The sequence below is a fragment of the Bremerella volcania genome, from assembly GCF_007748115.1.
Lineage (GTDB): Bacteria > Planctomycetota > Planctomycetia > Pirellulales > Pirellulaceae > Bremerella > Bremerella volcania.
This window is the reverse complement of the sequence record NZ_CP036289.1, coordinates 18829-39552: the sequence shown is the minus strand read 5'-3', so window position 1 is coordinate 39552 and position 20724 is coordinate 18829. Positions and strand designations below refer to the sequence as shown.

Here is a 20724-nt window from a genome sequence, read left to right as displayed (position 1 = left end):
CACCCATCCTTTACCCATCCTTCCCTAAATTCTTCTCGCGTGATCGATACGTTGCGATTCTGTCGGCCAATCTTTGTTTGCATCCTAGGGCTCGGATGCACTTGGGCAACGGTGGGTTACCGTGCGCAAGCGGAGGAGTTCGCCACTGGGCCGTTGCAGGAAAGCGCCGAGCAGTTCCACGCGGACGTTCTTCCTATTCTCGATCAATATTGCCTGCACTGCCATACGAGCGACGCTCCTTCTGGCAATGTCGCGTTGGATCGGTTCGATTCGCCGCGGCAAATGTTTGCCCACGTGCGAACCTGGCTAAAGATGGCTCAGACGCAAAATGACCAGTTCATGCCCCCGAAAGACGAAGACCAACCTTCGGAGTCCGAGCGGAAAACACTGGTCACTTGGGCCGAGTCCCTCGGCAAGCATCTGGACGAAAAGCCGTCGACTGATCCCGGCCAGGTCGTTTTCCGCCGTTTGAATCGCTTGCAGTACAACAACACGATGCGTGACCTGTTGGGGGTCGACTACGATGTGGCCACGGCGGTCGGCTTACCGGAAGATCCGGTGGCCTTTGGATTCAACAACATTGGGACCGCGCTGGAGATTCCCCCGCTGCAGTTGGAAAAGTACCTGGCCGCGGCCGACGAGATGCTTTCGCGGGCAGTCGACACCAAGCCGAAGTCGTTCTCGTTTGATATGACGAAGGTCGACTTCGACCTGGAAGGGGAGATGCCCGAGGGGCGTGGCAAAGATGGCCCCATTCCCCCGGCCACCGAAGTGGTGAACGGCTATCGCCTGTTCCGCTTAAGCAGCACGCATCACTTTCCGCTGACGATCGACAAGGCCGGCACGTATCGGTTGACGTTTGCCACCTGGGGGCACAAGGGACCACAGTGGGTCAAGTGGCAGCCTGACCTGGCAATCAGCGTGAATGGTCAGGTGCGCAAGTCGATCTCGGTGCTGAGCGTGCGCGAGAATCCCGGCGAGGAAGTGCTCACCCTGCGGCTGCCGGCCGGCGAGGTCGATCTGTCGGTCGAGTTCGTCAACGCCGAGATTGGCCCAAGCTGGGCCGAGAACGATCACCGCTTCCGCCACTTGGGTTGGAAGTCTTTCGAGATCGCAGGCCCCGTTTCTCCGCAGGGAATTGTGCCCAGCCAGGAAGCGCACGAGAAGATCTTCATCGCAGAGCCCAGCCCAAGACTCGCGCCGCAAGATGCGGCTCGGAAGATCCTCGATGCATTCGCCACGAGGGCCTTCCGCCGCCCGGCCCAGCCAGACGAGATTGATCGCCTGCTGACGATCTTCGACATGGCCCAGGCCGAGGGTTCGACCTTTGAAGAAAGCGTTCGCTACAGCTTGAAGGCCGTGCTCGTCTCGCCGCAGTTTCTCTTTCGTATGGAACAAACTCCCGTCGGCAGCGATCCGCAGCCGGTGACCGATTATGAACTGGCATCGCGGCTGAGCTACTTTCTGACCAATACGATGCCCGATGATGAACTGTTTCGCCTGGCGGAAGCCAATCGTCTGCATCAACCGGAAGTCTTGAAGCAGCAAGTCGCGCGGCTGTTGGCCGATGAGCGTTCGCAAGTCTTTGTGCATGACTTTGCCGGGCAGTGGCTGCACCTGGATGAACTGGATCACGCGCTGCCCAGCGAAGAGTTCTTTCCCGAGTTCACAGCCCGCACGCGGCATGCGATGCGGACCGAAGTGTTGATGTTCATGGATCACCTGGTGCAAGAGAATCGCAGCGTGATCGAGTTGTTGGATTCCGATTACTCATTCACCAATCGCGATCTGACCCCCATCTACCGCTATGGCGGTTATCAACAAGAATTCCAAAAGGCCGAGATCAACAAGCGGCGCAATCCCGAACGGGGCGGTCTGCTCGGCATGGGGGGCATCCTGGCGATGACCTCGCACGTCTCACGAAACAGCCCCACGCGGCGCGGTAAATGGGTGCTGGATGTGCTGATCGGCGATCCACCCGCCCCGCCGCCCCCCGACGTCGAACAGATTGATGAAGGATCGGACAAGAACCAAGCGAAGAGTTTTCGCGAACTGCTATCGCTGCATGCGGATGAGTCTTCGACCTGTGCCGGCTGTCACCGGAAGATGGATCCGTTGGGCTTCGCACTGGACGAGTTCAACCCGATCGGCCGCTTCGAGCGCGAGCGACAAGGAGAGAAAGTCAACGCGACCGGCGTGCTGCCAGGCGGGCGTGAGTTGAACGGCGTGGCCCAGCTCAAAGAAATTTTGCTGGAGCAGAAGTCCCATTTCGTGCGAAACTTAACAGAGCAAATGATGACGTATGCCCTGGGGCGCGAGTTGACCTACGAGGACCGCCCTGCCGTGGCCGCCATCGTCGCGCGACTCGAAAAGAACGACTATAAGATGCAAGAGTTGATTTTCGGCATCGTCGAGAGTTACCCCTTCCAGTACCAGCGCGGCGCCGACCAGCGCGTGACCTTGAATCCCTAACGAGCATTCCTTCACTGAGCAAACGCCATGAGCATGAAACCTATCTCCCGTCGAACGCTGCTGAAAGGCACTGGCGCCGCGTTGGCCTTGCCGTGGTTGGAATCGATGGTGACCAGCAAAGCCCTGGCTGCTTCCGCCAGCGTGGCTCCGATGCGGATGGGCATTTACTCGACGGTCGGCGGCACGGTGATCGAATCGTGGAAGCCTGACAAGGCGGGTGCCCTCGGCGAGCTTCCATCCATCCTGCGTCCCATGCAGGCCCACAAGGACAAGCTGCTCGTCTTATCGGGCCTGGCCAACCATGGCCGTTCGAAGAACGTGAACGCCCACGAACATTGCGCTTCGATGCACCTGACCGCGGCGGCGGAAGTGGGCAAAGAGAACGGCGTGCCGGTGACGAGCATCTCGGTCGATCAGATGGCCGCCAGGCATCTCGGTTCGCAAACTTATTTGCCCAGCCTGGAAATGACGACGACGCCGGACGAGTGGAAGTATTCGTATCGCGACAAGGGAGAGCCGGTCCCGTACGAAATGAATCCGCGAGTTGTGTTCGACCGGATGTTCCGCGGCCGCGAACCGATGGCACCCGACTGGTCGGCCCGGGCCAAACGCCGCGCCGAGAACCAAGCCAAGCAGGCGAGTGTTCCAACCGAGAAGTCGATCGATCGTCATATCCTGGACATGGTCATGGAAGACGCGCGGCGGCTGCAGAAGAAGGTCGGCACGTTCGACAAGCAAAAGCTCCAGCAGTACTTGGCGAGCGTCGAATCGGTCGAGCGGCGGATCGCGCTCGTCGAAGCTCAGGCCGCCGAGATGATGGCCGACGGCATGGGCGTGCCGGCCGAAATTCCCAAGGGACTGCCTGCCAATGCCAAGGAGTGGGATCCGATTCACCAGGTTTCTTCGCAAGACCCGGAAGTGCAGTCCCAGGTCATCGACCTGATGGGAGACCTGTTCGTTCTGGCTTTGCAAACGGACTCGACCCGCGTGGCGACGATGGCGGTCGGCAGCGACGGCTCGATGATGCCCGGCGTGGTGACGGTCGGTTTCGAGCGACACTTCCATACGCTCGAGCACCAAGGGGGCAACCCCGATCCTCGCCGTAGCGATCCGATCGCCCGCGAGGCGTGCCGCCAGGTGAGTCACTGGTTCGTGCAGCACTTTGCCCGGGTGGTCGACAAGATGGCGGCCGTCGACGAAGGGGGAACCAGTTTGCTCGATAACACGCTGCTGCTGTTTACCAGCTACATGGCCGACGGCGGCCACCACCGCGAAGACTACCCGGTGATGCTGGTCGGCAACGCTCAAGGCACCTTAAGCACCGGTCGCCACATCGCCTATCCGCAAGGGACGCCGATGGCGAACCTGTTCGTCGAAATGCTCGACCGCGTGGGAGTGAAAGTGGGCGAGTTCGGCGACAGCATGACCTCGCCAGGGGCCGCGTTTGGTGGACGTTTGCCTGACTTGGTCTAGCATTGCTAAACATTCTCCCCCAGCCGGTGGCTTAGTCGATGCAGCGTTGGGCTGGCGTCGTCTTCGGGCAAGTGAACGTGGATGATGCTCATTCCTTCGCGGTCGTCCCAGGCTTTGTGAAGCGCCGCGTGGAACTCTTTCTCGGTGCTGACTTCGTAGCCGGTACCGCCGCGCAGGACTTCCGGCAGCTTGCTGTACGACCAGGAGTGGATCTCGTTGTACTTCCAGTCGCCGGGGTGTAGCCAGCGTTCGGTGCCGTACCCATGGTTATCCAGTATGATGATCACGGGGTCGTAGCCGCTGCGGACGATGGTTGACAGTTCCATGCCGGTCATCTGGAATGCCCCGTCACCGATCACCGCCACGATGCGGGCGTTACGATTGGCTGTTTGCGCGCCAAGCGTTGCCGGAACGGCGAAACCCATCGAAGTGTAGTACGCGGGGCTCAAGAATTCGCTGCGTCCCTGGGTGACCAGCTCCGTCGCGGCGAAGAGGGAATCGCCGATGTCCGCGATCACGACCGTTTCGTCATCCAGCAGAGGATTGATCATCTGCATCATTCGTTGCGTCGTGATGGGCTTGTCCGTAATGTCGCCGACAGGGTTCATCTGCATGCGGATCCCAGCGGGCAGGGCTCGCTTGGCACACGGAATGTTTCGCTCGGACAGTTGTCGCACGAAGTCAGGCAGCGTGATGCCATGGTAATGATGATGCTTCAGGCGAAGCTGTTCGCTGGTGGCGTAAATGCACCTCGACGGATCGAGGTTCGCCGTGAAAACGCCCATGTTGATGTCAGTCATGAAGGTCCCCAGGAGCAGCACCAGGTCGCTCTCTTCGACGAACTTGGTAACCTCTTCCCGGCCGATCGCCCCTTCATACAAACCGACGTATAACGGATGCGTTTCCCGGATGACGCTTTTGCCCAGCACGGTGGCCGCGACCGGGATCTGGGTGTGCTCGGCCAGGGCGACCAGTTCGTCCTGCAAATGAAAGCGCTGCAGTTCGACACCGGCCAGGATCACCGGCTTCTCGGCGTTTTGAATCAGCGCGGCCGCTTCGCCAACGGCCTCGCTCAATACTTGCGGATCGCTTGTGTTCTCAGGCGAAGGGAAGACGTGACTGATATGTGGAATGACGTTGACCATGTCGCGCGGCAGTTCGATATAGCCCGGTCGCTTGAAACGCACGACGGCGTCCAGCACGCGATCGATCTCGCGGAAGGCGCTGACCGGGTCCGAGAGTTCCGCGCCGGCAATGCACAGCTTTTCGAAGACGTCTTTCTGGGTGCTGAAGTCACGCACCATGTGATGCAGCAGCGGGTTGTTGGTCCGTTCTCGCAGCCCTGGCGAGCCGGTCAAGATGACGACCGGAGACTTCTCGGCGTATGCCCCGGCAATGCTATTGCAGATGCTGAGACCGCCGACGCAGTAGGTAACGCAAACTGCGCCAAGTCCTTTCACGCGAGCGTAGGCATCGGCCGCGAATCCGGCGCAATCTTCCCGCGTGCAGCCGACCACGTTGATTGGGCTTTTCTCGAGCATCCCGTAAAAGGAAAGAATGTAATCACCGGGAATGCCAAAGATGTCTTCCAGGCCATGCTCTTGCAGTCGCCGAATCAGGTACTGGCCGATAGAAACCCCGCTCACGGTTTGCGAGAAGGGCGCACTCGGGGAAGGGGCGGAACGATTCATCCTGGTCGACTCCCAATCAAACGGTAGGTGCGAAATGCCTGCTATCCATATTCTAGAAATTCGATCCGCCCGCGGCATCACAATCTTGGTGGTGATAGCATTTGGCCAATTTACCCCCACCCCTGGCCCCCCAAGTGTTTGACAGGACGCCTATGCCCTGCGAAGGGGCGCAAGGCATGTGATAACAGGGGTTTGTGAGCTCGAGGACCTTTTATCAGCGAAATGAGAGATTTCTCACCGAATGGCGGTTAACTCGTCATCTAGAATCCGGTCCTTGAAAACCTGCCACATAATTTCGCGAGTTATCCGACAGTCGGGGCAGCCTCTGTCGGAAGCTTGGGTTGGGGGGTGAAATGGGTTCGAAGCCTCATTGCCCCGAGGCCAAGACCGTTTCGCCTCCCCCCTTTTCTGACTGCTTTTCTCGTCGGCGCGTGCTTTGCTTCATACTCTTGCACAGAATCTGTGAGCAACACGACTTACTTACGGTTCTCCCGTTAAACACTTCGAGGAGAAAACCCATGACGAAACAGCAACAACTTGACCAAGGTTATCCCCAATCCGATCCTAACTCTAAGTCACCCCCGGCAGTTGTTTCCTGGCTGGCGGTTGTGTTGGTTGGCTTAGGATTGATCGCTGGACTCATGATTCTTGGGCCTGCGTTGGCACTCTTGCAGGCAAACTGATTTAATGGGCATCGCCGTCTAAGTTTTCGCCCCCTGATTTGCCGCGACGCCCTATGCCCCATTCCGATGCTGATTCCGGTCCTTCGCTCGGCGACGCCAACGACCAGCGTGATCGATCTCGAACACCTCTGATCGTCGGAGTTGTTCTCTTTTTGGTCTTACTCGTAGGCTGTGTCATTCTCGGTCCGATAGCTTCGGCCCTGCTTCAGGTACGCGAGAACGCGCGGCGCACGGCCTGTATGAATCATCTCCGCGAGATCGGCGTGCAGATCGAAGACTACTACGAAGTCCACAATGCTTTTCCGCCTGGGTGGGAAGTACCGATGGACGAAGCGCCGGCGCTGCCAACGTGGGGTTGGCCTTCCAAGCTGATCAGCATGACGGGCGTGACCTATCCCACCCCGGAAGATTTACAGCAGCCACTGGCGGAAGTGCTACTGGCCGATGACGAACGTATGGAGTTCGTGCAAACGTACTTTCAACAGTACCTGTGCCCATCGGACGATGGGCTTGCGTACGATGGCGAAAACCACCCGGACCGGCGCTGGGTTCATAATGAGAAACCCGTTCCCTTCGGGCTGAGCATGTACGTTGGCAACGCGGGACATCGACACGATGCGGTGGGCAGCCAGGCGAACACGGGCATCTTCTACGGCAATTCAGCGGTTACCCTGGCCGACATAACCGACGGCATCAGCCACACGATCATGGTCGGCGAACGTGACTTGACCAATTGCCGGGCCGGCAGTTGGCCTGGCGTGCCTGATCCGCTGAAGCACGACGGGGGACCGTCGATCTGGAACGTCGTTGCTGGAGCCAAGCCGAAGATCAACGCACCACCCTGGGATGGCGATACGCTCTGCGGCGAAGGCTTTTCGAGCTTGCACCCCGGCGGAGCGAACGTGCTGCTGGTGGATGGCTCGGTGGAGTTCTTGGCGACCGATACCGACACCCAGTGGCAGCCAGAACCCACCGCCGGCCAGATCGGCGTCCTGCAGCAGATGATGATTCGCAACGATGGCCAAAAGAGCGGTCCTTAGGCTCTAATTAGTCCGCGTGATCATCTTCAGCCACTCGATGGCCATCGGAATGCCGGGATCGAGCATCGGGTCGAAATGCCCGCCGCTGGGGACGCGGACAATCGTGACGTCGCTGCCCAGTTCGCGGAGCTTTTTGCCGAACGAATCAGCCGGTCCGGTGATGTCGGGCCGATCGTCACCGGCGATGAATAGAAACGTCGGTTGGCTCAAACGATGGATGTGCGTGATCGGAGAGATCTCGTTGACGTAGATGCCTGCCTCCGGCACGATCTCGGCATTCTGCACGTACGTGATGCCATCGATACCCAAAGACGCGCGGATATCTACCGCGGGCATGAACGCGATAGCCCCTTTCACTTGAGGCTCCATCTCGGCGACATACAAGGCCATCGTCCCCGCGGAACTGTGCCCGGCGGTATAGAACTGCCGAGGATCGACAAACGAAACTTTCTCGCGTGCATAGGCCATCGCGACTTGCGCGTTGAGAAGTCCTGACTTCGCCTGGCGAAATTTCGCGGCGGCCAGTTTCAACTGGATATCGGTAGAATTCTGGGCGTCCGCGGCGCCGCTCAGCTCGTAAGCGACGACGGCAAAACCAGCTTTGACCCAGGGCAAATGTTCGGGTGCATCCCCATCGGCAAGACCCAGGCCGTGGATCATCATCGTTCCAGCCGGAGCAATAAAGACGCACGGTACTTTCGACTGCGGAAGCGGATCAGGCTGGTAGATCCACAGCGTCATCGATTCGCCGCTGGGAAGCTTTGTCTGCACCACCGCCTTACGTACGCCACTTCCTTGCGGGTTGTACACTGCGTCGGGGGCCTGCTTGGCAATGTTGCCCAGGTAATTCATGGGAGCGAGCAACTGATCGGCGAATTCGCTTTCCACAAGCGTTTCGGTGACCGGCTGGTCCTTCGAACAACCCAAGCCCAGACAAACGACGACCGAGAATCCAACGAGCAGTACAAACGGACGGTACGACATGAGGCAACCTGACAAACCAATTGGGGGAACTGCCCTATTGTAACTCGGGGGAGATGAAGAGTGAAACAGCGGCTGCCTGCTTCCAGGCGTCTGGTTGTCAGCTTGAACGAAACGGCTACCCTTGGGGTTTTCGCCAATCTCAAGTTCGCCCCATGCCACGCACGAAGCCGAAATCTCGCCCGAAACCAGAGGATTCTTCGCCGGTGCGCGGTTCGTTGGCGGCGTTTCAATCGCACGTCTTTGCCTGGTTCGCGGCCCACAAACGGGATTTGCCGTGGCGAAAATCGCAAGATCCCTATCGCATCTGGATCAGCGAAATCATGCTGCAGCAGACGCAAGTCGCGACGGTGAAGCAGTACTTTCGGCGTTTTACGGCTGAGTTCCCCCAGGTAAGCGACCTGGCCGCGGCCCAGCAGCAGCAGGTGCTGCGATTGTGGGAAGGGCTCGGCTACTATCGCCGGGCTCGCCAGCTGCATGCCGCCGCCAAGGAGATCGTCGAGCGATTTGACGGGAAGTTCCCGCAAACGGTCGACGAGATCCAAAGCCTGCCTGGCATCGGTCGGTACACGGCCGGGGCGATCGCGTCGATTGCCTATGGACACAAAGCACCGATTCTCGAAGCCAACACGCAGCGGCTGTTCGCTCGGTTGATTGGTTGGGACCAGGCTCTGACCACATCGGCCAGTCAGAAGCGGCTGTGGCGGTTTGCCGAAGAGATTCTTCCCGATCAAGAGGTCGGCATCTTCAATCAGGCCCTGATGGAGATTGGCAGCCTGGTTTGTACGCCGAAGAATCCTAGTTGCTCGCAATGTCCATTAGCCGCCCACTGCCAGGCCTACCAGCAAGGTCGGCAAGACGAAATCCCGCAGCCGAAGAAGAAGATCGAGTTCATCCCGATCACCGAGATCGCGCTGGTCGTGCGCCGCAGGAATGAAGTCCTCGTGCGGCAATGCGGACAAGACGAACGCTGGGCGGGGCTATGGGATTTTCCGCGGTTCGCCGTTGCCGATGAAGCGGACCTTGGCCCGGTAGAAACCCAACTGAAGGAGGCCTCCGGCATTTGGGCCTCGTTGGGATCGCACATGACGACCATCAAGCACGGCGTGACCAAGTATCGGATCACGCTTCTGTGTCACGAGATGACCTACCAGAAAGGTCGCCTCCGCCCCGAGGCTGGCCCCGATGGTCAGTCTCGCGTGTGGCAGTGGCGCGATGCTTCGCACCTGACCGATCTGCCGTTATCGACGACCGGTCGCAAGTTGGCCAAGCTGGTATAAGTTATCGCCGGCCTTTAACGTCTTCCGACTGCACGAACTCGTCCCACAACTGTTCGACGCTCTTTCCGGTCGTCTCTCGAATCATGGCGTTCTGATATTCGCGTTTGCGGATCGCTTCGTTGATCTTCTGCACGATGCCTGGGTGGGTCTTTTCCATCCAGGCGACGAACTGGGCACTGGTGCGATAGCCGTCGCGGTAACTTTGCCGCTCGGGATTGATTCCGCGAAGACGCGTGTTGGGCTCGTACTGATAGAAACGGATGTAGTCGGCGATCCCTTCGACCAACCAGAAAGGGCCGCCGCGGGGATAGGCCTGAATCACGTGGGCCAGCTCATGCACGACCATGCCGGTATCGTCGGGATGCTGCTTGACCCAATTGCCGGCAATCACGATCTGATTGCGGATGGTATGAGCAACTCCGTCCATGTCCTTCTTGAACACGACATGAACTTCGCGCGGCGGCGTGAAGCCTTCCTGCTTGAGCATCTCGGCGATCTTGGGATGCCACTGTTGAATCAACTTGGCCGATTTTTCGCCCCACGCTTTCAGTTCCGGGACTTCACTCGTATCGACGATGACCTTCACCTCCGGCAGCGCCGGCTCTTGAGGTTCGTCAGTGGCGAAGACCGCGGCAGGCGTTAATAACAGTCCCGTCAGGACGAGGTGAAGCAGTCGCATCGAGTGGCCTCTTCGGTTGCGAAAGGAAAATGGGTAGGAGAAAAATGTCGTCCCCCATCGTAGCCCACGGAAATCTCTATCGCATTGAGGTCCATTCCGGATTTGTATATTTTTCCGCAACTAGTTGAGCGGTCAATTCGCGGGGCCAATCGACCATTTCGCCATGAGTCGGCCAGGCCTCAAGCAGCCGCTGGCGGATGATTTCTCGGGTAATGGGCACGTTGGTGACGAACGACTGGTGAGGACGACGCGCGCGATAATCAGGCATCCGCGGCGGCGTGCGAAGAAGTTCGGGAATGAGCGTCAAATCGAAGTCGTACAGCAGCGTGCCGTGATAGATGAGATGCGTGCGCTTGCAGCGAAGACTGTTGCCGGAGAACTTTCGCCCGTCGAGCGTCAGATCGCATGTCCCTTGGAAATTGACCTCCGGCACTTCCCGCGCCAGCGACGATTGCAACCGCCCCATCACGAACTGATGACAGACGTCGAGTGCCGCCAGTTGGGGATGAAGTTCGTAGCTCAAGACAACGGCATACATCAAACAGCCGCGGCCTGTGACCACCGAAGCCCCGCCACTGGCCCGGCGCAGAACTTGAATCCCGCGCGATTGGCAGGTCTCGACGTTGACTTCTTCGTGCAGCTTGGAAGCACGGCCGATGACGACTAGCGGCTCGAACGGTTCCCAGATCCGCAAGACCTCCGAAGGGCATTCGCCTGACTCGGCGGCAGTCAGCAGAGCCTCGTCCAGCGCCAGATTCTCTTCGGGCGACGGCAGGGTGAGATCGAGAAGTTGCATGGACCGGTTTGCTTCAGCCTAGCTGCGACGTGTGCCAGGCAAGGCAAACGCGCTGCCCATCAGGATCAGCCCGAGCACCACGCCAGCGACCGAAAGAGTCAAGAACGTTTGCCGCGACTCGTAGACCCCCAGCACGTAACGATCGCCTGAGGCATTCCCGCGCATGTCACTCAGCGCGTGGCCACTGGAAGCAAACGCCCAGAAGCTGAGCGTATCTTTCATGGTCCACTGTTCGACGTCCCCTTCGATCAGTTCGATAGGGACTTCACGTGCTTTGTCGAGCGACTCGAGCGGGGTGATCCGGTACAGGAAAACCGAACTGACCGAACAGCCTATTAGCAAAAGCAGACCAACCACAAAGAGAATCGATTGACCGACCGACCAGTCCCGCCGGACCGGGGCTTCCTCTTTCTCAACCAACGGCAGTTTCTTCAGTTCGCGAAGCGTGGGAACTTCAACCGTTTTGCCACTGGCCGTGGTAATCGTTTCGCCGGCTTGCGAGGACTCGACGTGAACCTCTTCGCCATCGGGGGTCGTCAGCAGATAAGTTTGAGCCATAGCTTCTATGCGGTCGCGAGAGACGTATCTATTCGAGAAACGAGCTTGTCGAAACCATTTAGTCTACTCCCCCGATCGCTCGGTGGGAAAACGACAGGCACGAATGGAGCCGATTTTTGAAAATCTTTACCGTTCTGACACGCCTGGTGCGCTAGCTCGGAGCGGCCCGGCCTGTCTTGCCCCACCATGGGAGTGAGATGCCACCATCGACCAACAGCGTGGCCCCGGTCGTGTAGCTGTTTCTGGGACTGCTCATGTAGCAGATCGCTTCGGCCATTTCCTCAGGCGTACCGAGTCGACCGGCCGGAATTTTGGAACCTCCTTCTTCCAGGACCTCGTCGGTGGCGAACTTCCTTTCCCCCGGTGTATCGGTCCAGCCAGGCTGCACGATGTTCACGCGGATCTTGAAATCGGAAAGTTCGATGGCCGCGGTCTTGGCCATATGCTCGATGGCCGCTTTCGACATGTTGTAGGCCATCGCCTTGGGGGCTGGAATGAATGCATGCGGCGAACTGACGATCGTGATGGCACCCGGCGTTTTTTGGGACATGATTTGCCGCGAGGCGGCCCTCAGCAGATGAAACGCACCCCACATCGTGACTTCGATCGTGCGGCGAAATCCGTCCATATCGGCTTCGTAGAAGAATTCGCGGTCGCTGTAAACGGCGTTGGAGACCGCCGCGTCCAGTTTGCCAAATCGCTCGACTGCTTGGGCGACCATCGCTTCGACTGCCTCGTAGCTCGAGACGTCACATTTCACGGCGATCGCTTCGCTGCCCAGCGCTTCGATCTCGGCGACGACCTCTTCGGCCTTCGCGGGACTGCTGTGATAATTGACGATGACCTTGGCGCCTTGCCGGGCAAACTCGATCGCGGCCGCTTTACCGATACCTTGGCTGGAACCAGTCACCAGGACCACTTGTCCTTCGAAATCTCGCTGCGTCATGATTTTGTTTTTCCGGGCTGATCAAGGTGGGAACGTTCGCAGAAGAAGGGTCTGCCTGTCGGGTAATGCTAACGGTCCAACCCATGGGCCGCAATTCACCGATCGATCCCGCAGCGAGCGCGATAGGGAATTGACTTGAATTCAATCGAACATTCTCACGACAGTTGAGTTTCTGCCCCGAAATGAGGTGTTTTCTCGCCAATTACGGAGTGTCCGGTGGTGGAAAGGGGAAACGGCGAACCGAAAAAAAACAGCGCTGATGCCAGGACGCATCGCACTGGGGTAATCTTCCCCCAGGAAGGTGGCTAAGGGAAAAGAATTACCAGCACCTGAAAAATGCTGAGATAGACTGTGGTTGTCCGTAGATCGAAAAGGAGCGGAAACTCCTATTTTCCCGTATGAAAGTCTGGACCCTGGTTAGTGTCCAGTTAGAATTGGATGAATTCGATCGACCAGCGGATGCCCGACGGCGCCGGCCCAAATTTCGTATCCTCCAAACCCTCCATCTCTTGCACGAACATCTTGCCCCCACGGTCTAAATTTTCCGTGGTCCGAAGACGGAATTCTATTTGTCGTGAAACGAGTTGAGGTTTGGTTGACATATGTTACTGCGGAGTGTTTGCCTGAATCGCAAAATGGCGACATTTCGATCCATAAGGGAACCCGAGTGACATAGACCACCTCCTACTTCAAAGAACACGATCCGCTCGAAAGCCAGACAAGGCACAGCGATCATCACTTTGGATAGGCTACGAAGTTTAGGTAATTGATAGCATGCATCCGGACCTTTTTCCAGACCAGCAACCTCGCCGATAAGCGGCAAAGTTCATGGAATTGTGGCATTCCGGTTGATTACACTAGGTGATGAGACCGATTTTTAGGGAGTTGAAAGTCTGGTCGTAAACAAGGGTTAGAGTGATTCTTCGGCACAGCAAGAAGCTGGGTCGCCCAGTCGCAAGACAGGACTTGTTGCTGGAGGAAAGGGGCACGGATTACCAACAGACACGTTGCACGCTGCCGGCCATGTCCGTTTGCTGCTTCGATGCCGCGAGAGATTCGCAAGATTGGCGAAACTCCGCTTGGCTCAGCACAGAACTTTCGGGATTGGGCAAGCTACGCAGGCCGCAAGCACGCGTCAAATGTAATCTCTTTCCAAATATCCACGGAAGGCAGTCATCCGCGCGTTTGGTGGTAGACTTGCGAAGTTTTTCATTGCAAGCAGTGCTGTCGAAGAACACGCGGATAGGGCGGGACGACCGCAGAACTTTTCCCGTCACCCATGGGTTAAACAGAAGAATACGAGCCTCACTTTGGCGAGTGAAGGAGTGATATGTTGTACGATTCGTTGATTGACGATTTCGAAGATGATGATGCACGAGTACGTCCGCGTAGCTTCGACGATGCTGCCGTCGATGTGATCGATGACTCTGATGACGATCGCATGATGAGTGCGGATGATATGTCGAATGATTCGGCAGATGATTCATCCGATGAGTTCAGCGAGGATAGCGAAACCTGGTCCGACGACCCGGTTCGGATGTACCTGACGCAAATGGGCGAGATTCCCCTGTTGACCCGCCAACAGGAAATCTATCTCGCTCGCAAGATCGAACAAACGCGAGCCAAGTTCCGACGCTTGCTCTTGGAGTGCGACTACGTCGCCCAAGATTCCTTCAAGGTTTTGCAGCGCGTGCAGGATGGCGAACTCCCGTTCGATCGTACGGTTCAGGTTTCGGTGACCGATCGTTTAGAAAAAGAACAGATCATGGGCCGCATGCCAATGAATCTGGTCACCATCGATCGTCTGCTGAAGCGAAACCGTCGTGACTACATCACCGCGCTCAGCAAGTCGGTCTCGGCCGAAAAGCGCACCGCGGCCTGGCGCCGTTTGAGCCACCGCCGTCATCGCGTGGTCAAACTGATCGAAGAGTTGGGTCTGCGTACCCAACGCATCGAGTCGAAGATCGGCGTGCTGGAAGAATTCTGCCGCCGCATCAACGAACTGAAAGCTCGCTTGGACGATCACAAGGCGGCCAACACGCCGATGGAAGATCGCCAACCACTTTTGGCCGAATACCGCAACCTGCTGATGGCCACGCAAGAGACTCCCAAGAGTCTCAACCGTCGCTGTCAGGCCGTCAAAGCGATCTACTCGGAATACCAGCAAGCCAAGCGCGAGCTGTCCGAAGGGAACTTGCGTCTGGTGGTCTCGATCGCCAAGAAGTATCGTAACCGCGGTTTGAGCTTCCTCGATCTCATCCAGGAAGGCAACGCCGGCCTGATGCGTGCGGTCGACAAGTTTGAATACCGCCGTGGTTTCAAGTTCTGCACGTACGCTACCTGGTGGATTCGTCAGGCCATTACCCGTGCCGTTGCCGACCAAAGCCGAACCATTCGTATCCCGGTTCACATGGTCGAAACCATGTCCCGCGTTCGTAACGTGGCTCGTCAGCTGCTGCAGGAAAAAGGACGCGAACCCACCATCGAAGAAACGGCCCGTCGTGCTGGCACGACCGTCGAAGAAGCCCGCCGCGTGCTGGCCATGAGCCGCTACCCGATCTCGCTTGACCGCCCTGTCGGCAACAGCGAAGACAGCCAGTTCGGCGACCTGCTTCCCGATGGCGAAGCCGAAAGCCCGGCTAACGGTGCTGCTCAGGAAATGCTGCGTGGCCGGATTGGCCGCGTGCTGAAGACCCTCAGCTACCGCGAACGCGAGATCATCAAGCTGCGTTACGGTTTGGGCGATGGCTACAGCTACACCCTGGAGGAAGTCGGTCACATCTTCAAAGTGACCCGCGAACGTATCCGCCAGATCGAAGCCAAGGCCGTCCGCAAACTGCAACAGCCCAGCCGCAGCCAAGACCTGGTCGGTTTCCTCGACTAAGTCGAACCTCGCGTCTACCTTCGAAATTCAAAAGCCGGACTCACATGGGTCCGGCTTTTTTTTTGTTCACAGTTTGAAGTGTTCTGTTTTCAACAAGAGATGAGTCGGACCAGGCAGCCATATGCTACCCAGTATGGCGCGCTTGTCCTACTGAAAACTGAACACTGAAAACTTCAAAATCACGCCTGTGGAAAACCTGTCGGTATGCTGTCGTTAACCTGTTGGTAAGTCGTCGATAGATGTTTGATACAATGTGGATACCTGTCGATAACCAACCTGACTAGCTCGCATGCCTGAACCTCCCGAATCGAACCCGTTCACTTCTCCGCATGGCGACGATCAGCCGTCGTCGCCGGAGTTGTCGTCGATTCCTGCTCCGTTGGCGGTGGCGGTTCTCTTGGGGCTTTTGCTCACCGCGTGGCAGATTGGCGAGTTCTTCGTCATTGGCTACACCGACACGTCGCAGCAGTTCAGTCTGCTGATGGGGGCTGCATTCTCGTGTTTGATCTCGCTGGGGCTCATTGCCCGCAGCAGTCCGACGTGGGCGGTGGCCCGGTTTTACTTTCTGTTTCATGGGATGATGGCCATCGGCTTTTGCGTGATGGCGTTCGTCTTTTTGAAGCCCCCGCTGGCAATCGTCTCGGGACTGGTGCAAGCTGGACTTTGTCTGGCGATCTTCTCGTCCCTGGGAAGAGAGTCGGTCCGCAAGTTTCATCGCCTTCAATGCCCCCACTGCGATCATGTGAACTCCGGCGGGGATGACCTGTTATGCTTCCAGCGACGCTGCACCAGGTGCGGCTTTCGCTGGTAAAGAAAATGCCCAACTCCTCGCACGACAACCCGTTTCAATCCCCGACGGCGCCCACCGACCGCACGTCGACCCCCTATCGCAACGTCCGCAATCTCGTTTCGCTGACGTGGGGATTGTTTCTCACAGCCGCCGGGCTGCACGTCATCGCGGGGCTACTGGCCGGCAATCGCGTTCAACTGATGGTCGGCTTCCTGAGCCTGGCAGTCGGCTTTAGCGTGTTGCTGCCGTCGATCTTCACCTGGCTGATCGGTCTGGCCTACGCCACGCTGATGGCGGTGCTTTCGGTCGGCGTTCTCACGAGCGGGATCGTCGAAGACCGTCCGCTCATGATCGTGGGACTGGCCCCGCTTCTGCTGTACGTCACCATCATGGTGCTACTGATACAGACCTCCAGTAAGTACTACTGGCGAGCAAGGTCGAAGAAGTGAATTCGTCTTCTGACAATCCGTTTCAGTCCCCTGGCATTGTCGAAGAGATCCCCAATACCACGTTGGTCGACGACGAGCCTGCCCATCCGATATCGGTGCTGGTCTTTGTGAGTTGGTGTCTGTTCATGCTGATCGCCATGGCTCACTTCGGCGTCTGCTGGGTGCTGCAGGACGTGATCAACGGCATCCTGTTCTGCATCACCGCCGTGGTCGGGTTCATCCTGATCATCCCTACCCGCGGCACGATGGCCCTGGCTACCCTTTACGCTTTCGCCGTCAGCATCAGCTGCGCGACGCAGGCCGTGATTTTCGAGAAGGGTTACCAAACGGCTTTCCTACTCGGCTTTGTGCTGGCCTACGCGATCATCGCCGTTCTCCTAGGTTATATTGGATACCAGGAAAGGTTGAAGACGCATGGATGAGAATCCATTTGAATCCCCCGATACGATCGACGAGCCGCCGATGGAGCCGGAAGTGGTCGAAGAACCTGGCGACCCCCGCGCCTTTCGCGTGCCGGGGCAGGTCGCGCTCGCGTGGCTGTTCAGCCTGATGCTGGCCGTCGGCCTGGTGGCGCTCGTGGAAGGTCCCTTCGGTCCGATCACCGGGCTATTGGCCATTTCCGCCGGATTCCTTTTGTTCTACCGACAACTGTGGGCCTACCGCGTGTCGGCGAACTACTTCGCGGTCCTCTTTCTAATCTTGATAGCCGGCACCGCCTTGGCAATGCTCGAACAAGAATGGTGGCGGGCAACGCGAGGAGCGTTGGTCCTGCTAGTCACCACCCTCATTCTTCTGCTGCTGATGCATCCCCAGTCGCGGAGGTTCTACTATCATGGACCTGCGTGACAACCCGTTTGAGTCTCCCCAGACAAACAGTATTCCCCCATCCCGATCCTTTTATCGAGAAGTACCGGAACACGATCGATGAGCCAACCTTCCCCCCACGAAAACGCCCCCGCCAAGAAGCATAACCAGGGCGCCTGGGATCGGATGGCTCGGGGAGGGCATCGGTTCGCTCAGCCGGCGAAGGATGAGGAGTTCAAGAACCCGCTCAAGACGCTCGATCGTTGGGGGTGGCTGGGGCCAAGCATCTACGGGCAGCGCGTGTTGTGCCTGGCCGCTGGAGGTGGTCGCCAAGGTCCGCTGTACGCCGCGGCCGGTGCCGTCGTGACGGTGGTCGATATCAGCGGGGCCCAGTTGGAGATCGATCGACGCGTGGCGAAAGAACGCGGGCTGCAGCTTCGCACGGTGGAAGCCTCGATGGACGACCTGTCGATGTTCGCCCCGGCCGACTTCGATATCGTCATTCATCCGGTCGCGACGTGCTATGTGCCGGACGTCGCCCCGGTCTTTCGCGAAGTCGCCAAGGTGCTCTGCGGCGGGGGAATCTACATCAGTCAGCACAAGACGCCGACGAGCCTGCAAGCCGAAGTCCGCCGCAGCGAGCACGGTTACCCGTTGACCGAGCCTTACTATCGCACAGGCCCCCTGCCGGAAGTCCGCGGCAGCCGCCACCGCGAAGAAGGGACGCTCGAATACCTACACCGCTGGGAGCAACTACTGGGCGGCATGTGCCGCGCCGGCCTGGTGATCGAAGACCTGATCGAGCCGCTGCATGCCAAGGAAGACGCCGAGCCTAATACGTTCGAGGACCGCAGCAAATACATCGCCCCGTACGTGCGGATCAAGGCTCGTCGAGTGGGTCAGGAAGAGGCTCAGGCCGAAGCGGGCTCGCTGTGGCTGCCGAGCTAAGAGTGGCCCTATCGAGTTCTACCTGCATCAAACCATAACCTCCCAGCATGACGGTCAGCGTCTGCGCCACCAGGTAAACCCAAATCTGACCTCCATCGGGTGCCATCATCCACCCCGCACCGATCAAAAGGAGGATCAACGCCATGCTCGCTAGATAGGCTCTCATCTGCGAGAGTACGCCCACCAACAGGCAACCAATCGCTGCGGGAGCGAGAAGCAAGAGCATGAAGCCCATGGCCGCCAGCAGGAAGAGATAGGTCATGGACGCCACCACAATGCTGACGCCGACCAGAGTCATCAGCAGCATGATATGCAGAATCGAGAACTGAAATCCTCCGCGAGACGTCAACGATCGTAAAATCACCGTAGGCAACAAATTCAGTGCTAAGCAAACGCCTGCCACGATCAGCGCGAACAACAGGATGTAACCCGCTTCCTCGACCTGGTCAAAGACAACCGGCACGATGCCGGACGAACTAACGAGTAGTACAAGCCAACCGATCGCTCCTTCGCGAAGGCTTTCGTTTCTCAGAATCGCCGCGCACCCCAGGCCAAACTGCCCGACGAGCACTCCGATGAGGACGGCTGCGGCGTTTTCTTTGCCTGGCTGATGCAATACGATCCATAGAGTGAGCATCAAGTCGACAAACAGAAACAAGCCAGCCAATTGCCCAATCGAACGCGTTGCCGGATCGCTTTCCATCTTTCCACTCTCCGTATTACTCTTCCGGCAGTCCCGCGACTTCTCTTTGGGCACTCCCCTGCCCGATCGAAATCAACAAGATCCCGCCCATCCAAAGCACCATGATTTGAGCCATGAACATGCCTAACAGGGGTGCGGCCATCGGCTGGATCATGGTAAACAAGATGCAGATGAACATGCCGGAAGCCATCATCCAACTGTAGCCGGTAATTTCAACGGCTTTCGCCAGAAGATTACTCGCAATGATCGATGGTAACGCCAGAACGAATACGCCGAGCGCCATTCCGACGGCAACCTGTACGTTCATCACAATCACACACGCAAACGCAATGAGGATTGTACCGATGAACATCTGCTGAAGCGTGAATCGGTTTTCCAGACCCTGCGATGAGAGCCACTGCACCAGCGAGTGCGGACCCACGCAAAAAAGTACCGTGAAACCTACGGTCAACATCACCAGGGCGATAAACTCTTGGTTCGATTGGATGAAAATCGTAGGCAACAAGATGACAATCGCCGCGACAGGAATCAGAAACATACCGAGGTAGGCATAGTGCCGCGTCGCTGCAAACCGAAGCCGCGAGCCGCAGCACAGTCCAAACTGCCCCCAAAGTAGGCCCACAAAAAGGAAGTTCCACACGGTCTCCGGCGAATGTGTTTCGCTGGCAAGCACGGCGATCCCCACCACGGCATCCACGCCTGCGTTGATCCCGATGAAGACAAGCAAAGGAACGAGAATCGATGAGCGGTCCATGCCGTCAGCATAGCCGATGCGACCATTTATGGCTGCGAAATTCCTGTTGTTTTCGATAGCTTTCGATCTTCCTGGTCTCGCGGCAATTCCATCACGATCAGGCCACCGGTAAGTAAATAGGTCGTCTGGACAATGGTGAACAGAGCGACCTCCCACTGCGAAAAAAGGGACAAGAGTAGCAGCGGAAACAGGAAGATTCCCAGCATCGGTTTGACATACCGGTTTCGATCGTCCGTGGTACCTAACAGAAAGCAGGCAACCATCACGGGAATCTCGTAGCCCACGTAGATGATGGGTAACGCGAGCCAATAAAGTTGATGCATGATGGCCAGGCAAACCAAAGCGAATATCGCCGTTGCGAAGAACATCAGCTTGAGATTCCACCGTAATCCGCCCCCTCGCTGAAACCAACCATAGGCAGATGCAGGGGCAATACTGAAAACCATGGTCACAACCGCGTGAGTTACCAGGTAGGTTGCCGAACTTCCGCGGTCTTCGTTCGCTGAACTCCAACAAGTGGCGATCATCAAGAGGGCAACCATCGCGCCGAGGACATGGCTGCGCATGTTCCGCTTGCGCAGCCAGAGGGCACAACATAAACCCAACTGCCCCGACAACAATCCCCACAAGACGAACTCCAGGGGACCGTTTTCACGATAGCGGTAAAGTGTCGGAATACCAACGGCGAGATCAGCCGTCACGCTGACGACGATCCAACTGACCAACAACGCCATGGTATTTCTCGCTACCATAGATTCGATCGTAGCGAGAACCGAGAATAATGCTCACGTTT

Annotated in this window: 19 protein-coding genes; 10 read left to right on the top strand and 9 right to left on the bottom strand. The window is 57.8% G+C overall.

Annotated features, from left to right (window positions below; translation table 11 throughout):
* The first annotated feature begins 111 nt into the window (after positions 1–111).
* Positions 112–2472 carry a DUF1592 domain-containing protein gene (locus Pan97_RS00170; RefSeq protein WP_165698538.1) on the top strand — a complete coding sequence of 787 codons (2361 nt, stop codon included), beginning with the start codon at positions 112–114 and terminating at the stop codon, positions 2470–2472.
* Between the two features lie 27 nt (positions 2473–2499).
* Complete coding sequence (locus Pan97_RS00165; RefSeq protein WP_144969595.1) at positions 2500–3945, top strand: DUF1552 domain-containing protein; 1446 nt, start codon at positions 2500–2502, stop codon at positions 3943–3945.
* 5 nt (positions 3946–3950) lie between these two features.
* Here Pan97_RS00165 and Pan97_RS00160 read toward each other — a convergent pair whose 3' ends face one another.
* On the bottom strand, positions 3951–5636 hold the full coding sequence (locus Pan97_RS00160) for an alpha-keto acid decarboxylase family protein (protein WP_144969593.1): 1686 nt from the start codon (positions 5634–5636) through the stop codon (positions 3951–3953).
* Positions 5637–6372: 736 nt separating this feature from the next.
* Between Pan97_RS00160 and Pan97_RS00155 the strand changes: the two genes are divergently transcribed.
* Complete coding sequence (locus Pan97_RS00155; RefSeq protein WP_144969591.1) at positions 6373–7359, top strand: DUF1559 family PulG-like putative transporter; 987 nt, start codon at positions 6373–6375, stop codon at positions 7357–7359.
* Positions 7360–7362: 3 nt separating this feature from the next.
* On the opposite strand, the gene Pan97_RS00150 is transcribed toward Pan97_RS00155, so the two are convergent.
* A complete protein-coding gene (locus tag Pan97_RS00150) occupies positions 7363–8343 on the bottom strand; it encodes an alpha/beta hydrolase family protein (RefSeq protein ID WP_144969589.1) in 981 nt (326 codons plus the stop codon).
* A 152-nt stretch (positions 8344–8495) separates the two neighbouring features.
* Between Pan97_RS00150 and mutY the strand changes: the two genes are divergently transcribed.
* Positions 8496–9620 carry an A/G-specific adenine glycosylase gene (mutY, locus tag Pan97_RS00145; RefSeq protein WP_144969587.1) on the top strand — a complete coding sequence of 375 codons (1125 nt, stop codon included), beginning with the start codon at positions 8496–8498 and terminating at the stop codon, positions 9618–9620.
* 1 nt (position 9621) lies between these two features.
* On the opposite strand, the gene Pan97_RS00140 is transcribed toward mutY, so the two are convergent.
* From Pan97_RS00140 to Pan97_RS00125, 4 genes are all read right to left on the bottom strand, one after another.
* Positions 9622–10299: a basic secretory protein-like protein gene (locus tag Pan97_RS00140; RefSeq protein WP_144969585.1), complete on the bottom strand. Its 678-nt coding sequence runs from the start codon at positions 10297–10299 to the stop codon at positions 9622–9624.
* A 76-nt stretch (positions 10300–10375) separates the two neighbouring features.
* On the bottom strand, positions 10376–11095 hold the full coding sequence (locus Pan97_RS00135) for a lipoate--protein ligase family protein (RefSeq protein ID WP_144969583.1): 720 nt from the start codon (positions 11093–11095) through the stop codon (positions 10376–10378).
* An 18-nt stretch (positions 11096–11113) separates the two neighbouring features.
* A complete protein-coding gene (locus Pan97_RS00130; protein ID WP_144969581.1) occupies positions 11114–11653 on the bottom strand; it encodes a hypothetical protein in 540 nt (179 codons plus the stop codon).
* 151 nt (positions 11654–11804) lie between these two features.
* Positions 11805–12599: an SDR family NAD(P)-dependent oxidoreductase gene (locus tag Pan97_RS00125; RefSeq protein WP_144969579.1), complete on the bottom strand. Its 795-nt coding sequence runs from the start codon at positions 12597–12599 to the stop codon at positions 11805–11807.
* Between the two features lie 1333 nt (positions 12600–13932).
* On the opposite strand from Pan97_RS00125, the gene Pan97_RS00120 reads away from it, so the two are divergent.
* From Pan97_RS00120 to Pan97_RS00095, 6 genes are all read left to right on the top strand, one after another.
* The gene (locus Pan97_RS00120; RefSeq protein WP_391529996.1) at positions 13933–15483 is read left to right on the top strand and encodes a sigma-70 family RNA polymerase sigma factor; all 1551 of its coding nucleotides are present in this window, start codon (positions 13933–13935) and stop codon (positions 15481–15483) included.
* Positions 15484–15772: 289 nt separating this feature from the next.
* The gene (locus tag Pan97_RS00115; RefSeq protein ID WP_144969575.1) at positions 15773–16294 is read left to right on the top strand and encodes a hypothetical protein; all 522 of its coding nucleotides are present in this window, start codon (positions 15773–15775) and stop codon (positions 16292–16294) included.
* Complete coding sequence (locus tag Pan97_RS00110; protein WP_144969573.1) at positions 16252–16722, top strand: hypothetical protein; 471 nt, start codon at positions 16252–16254, stop codon at positions 16720–16722. The genes Pan97_RS00115 and Pan97_RS00110 overlap by 43 nt, the downstream gene beginning before the upstream one ends.
* Positions 16719–17144, top strand: coding sequence for a hypothetical protein (locus Pan97_RS00105; protein WP_144969571.1), 426 nt, complete (start codon positions 16719–16721; stop codon positions 17142–17144). Before Pan97_RS00110 ends, Pan97_RS00105 begins: the two co-directional genes overlap by 4 nt.
* Positions 17137–17568, top strand: a complete 432-nt coding sequence (locus tag Pan97_RS00100) for a hypothetical protein (protein ID WP_144969569.1) — start codon at positions 17137–17139, stop codon at positions 17566–17568. Before Pan97_RS00105 ends, Pan97_RS00100 begins: the two co-directional genes overlap by 8 nt.
* A gap of 78 nt (positions 17569–17646) precedes the next feature.
* A complete protein-coding gene (locus Pan97_RS00095; RefSeq protein ID WP_196782228.1) occupies positions 17647–18474 on the top strand; it encodes a class I SAM-dependent methyltransferase in 828 nt (275 codons plus the stop codon).
* Here the strand turns inward: Pan97_RS00095 and Pan97_RS00090 are convergent.
* Genes Pan97_RS00090 through Pan97_RS00080 form a run of 3 tightly spaced genes read right to left on the bottom strand, consistent with a single transcriptional unit; the run spans position 18407 to position 20665 of the window.
* Positions 18407–19177: a V-type ATP synthase subunit I domain-containing protein gene (locus tag Pan97_RS00090; RefSeq protein ID WP_144969567.1), complete on the bottom strand. Its 771-nt coding sequence runs from the start codon at positions 19175–19177 to the stop codon at positions 18407–18409. The genes Pan97_RS00095 and Pan97_RS00090 overlap by 68 nt on opposite strands.
* Positions 19178–19193: 16 nt before the next feature.
* Entirely contained in the window at positions 19194–19931 is a 738-nt protein-coding gene (locus Pan97_RS00085; RefSeq protein ID WP_144969565.1) for a hypothetical protein, read from the bottom strand.
* A gap of 26 nt (positions 19932–19957) precedes the next feature.
* Positions 19958–20665, bottom strand: coding sequence for a hypothetical protein (locus tag Pan97_RS00080; protein WP_144969563.1), 708 nt, complete (start codon positions 20663–20665; stop codon positions 19958–19960).
* Positions 20666–20724: the final 59 nt, after the last annotated feature.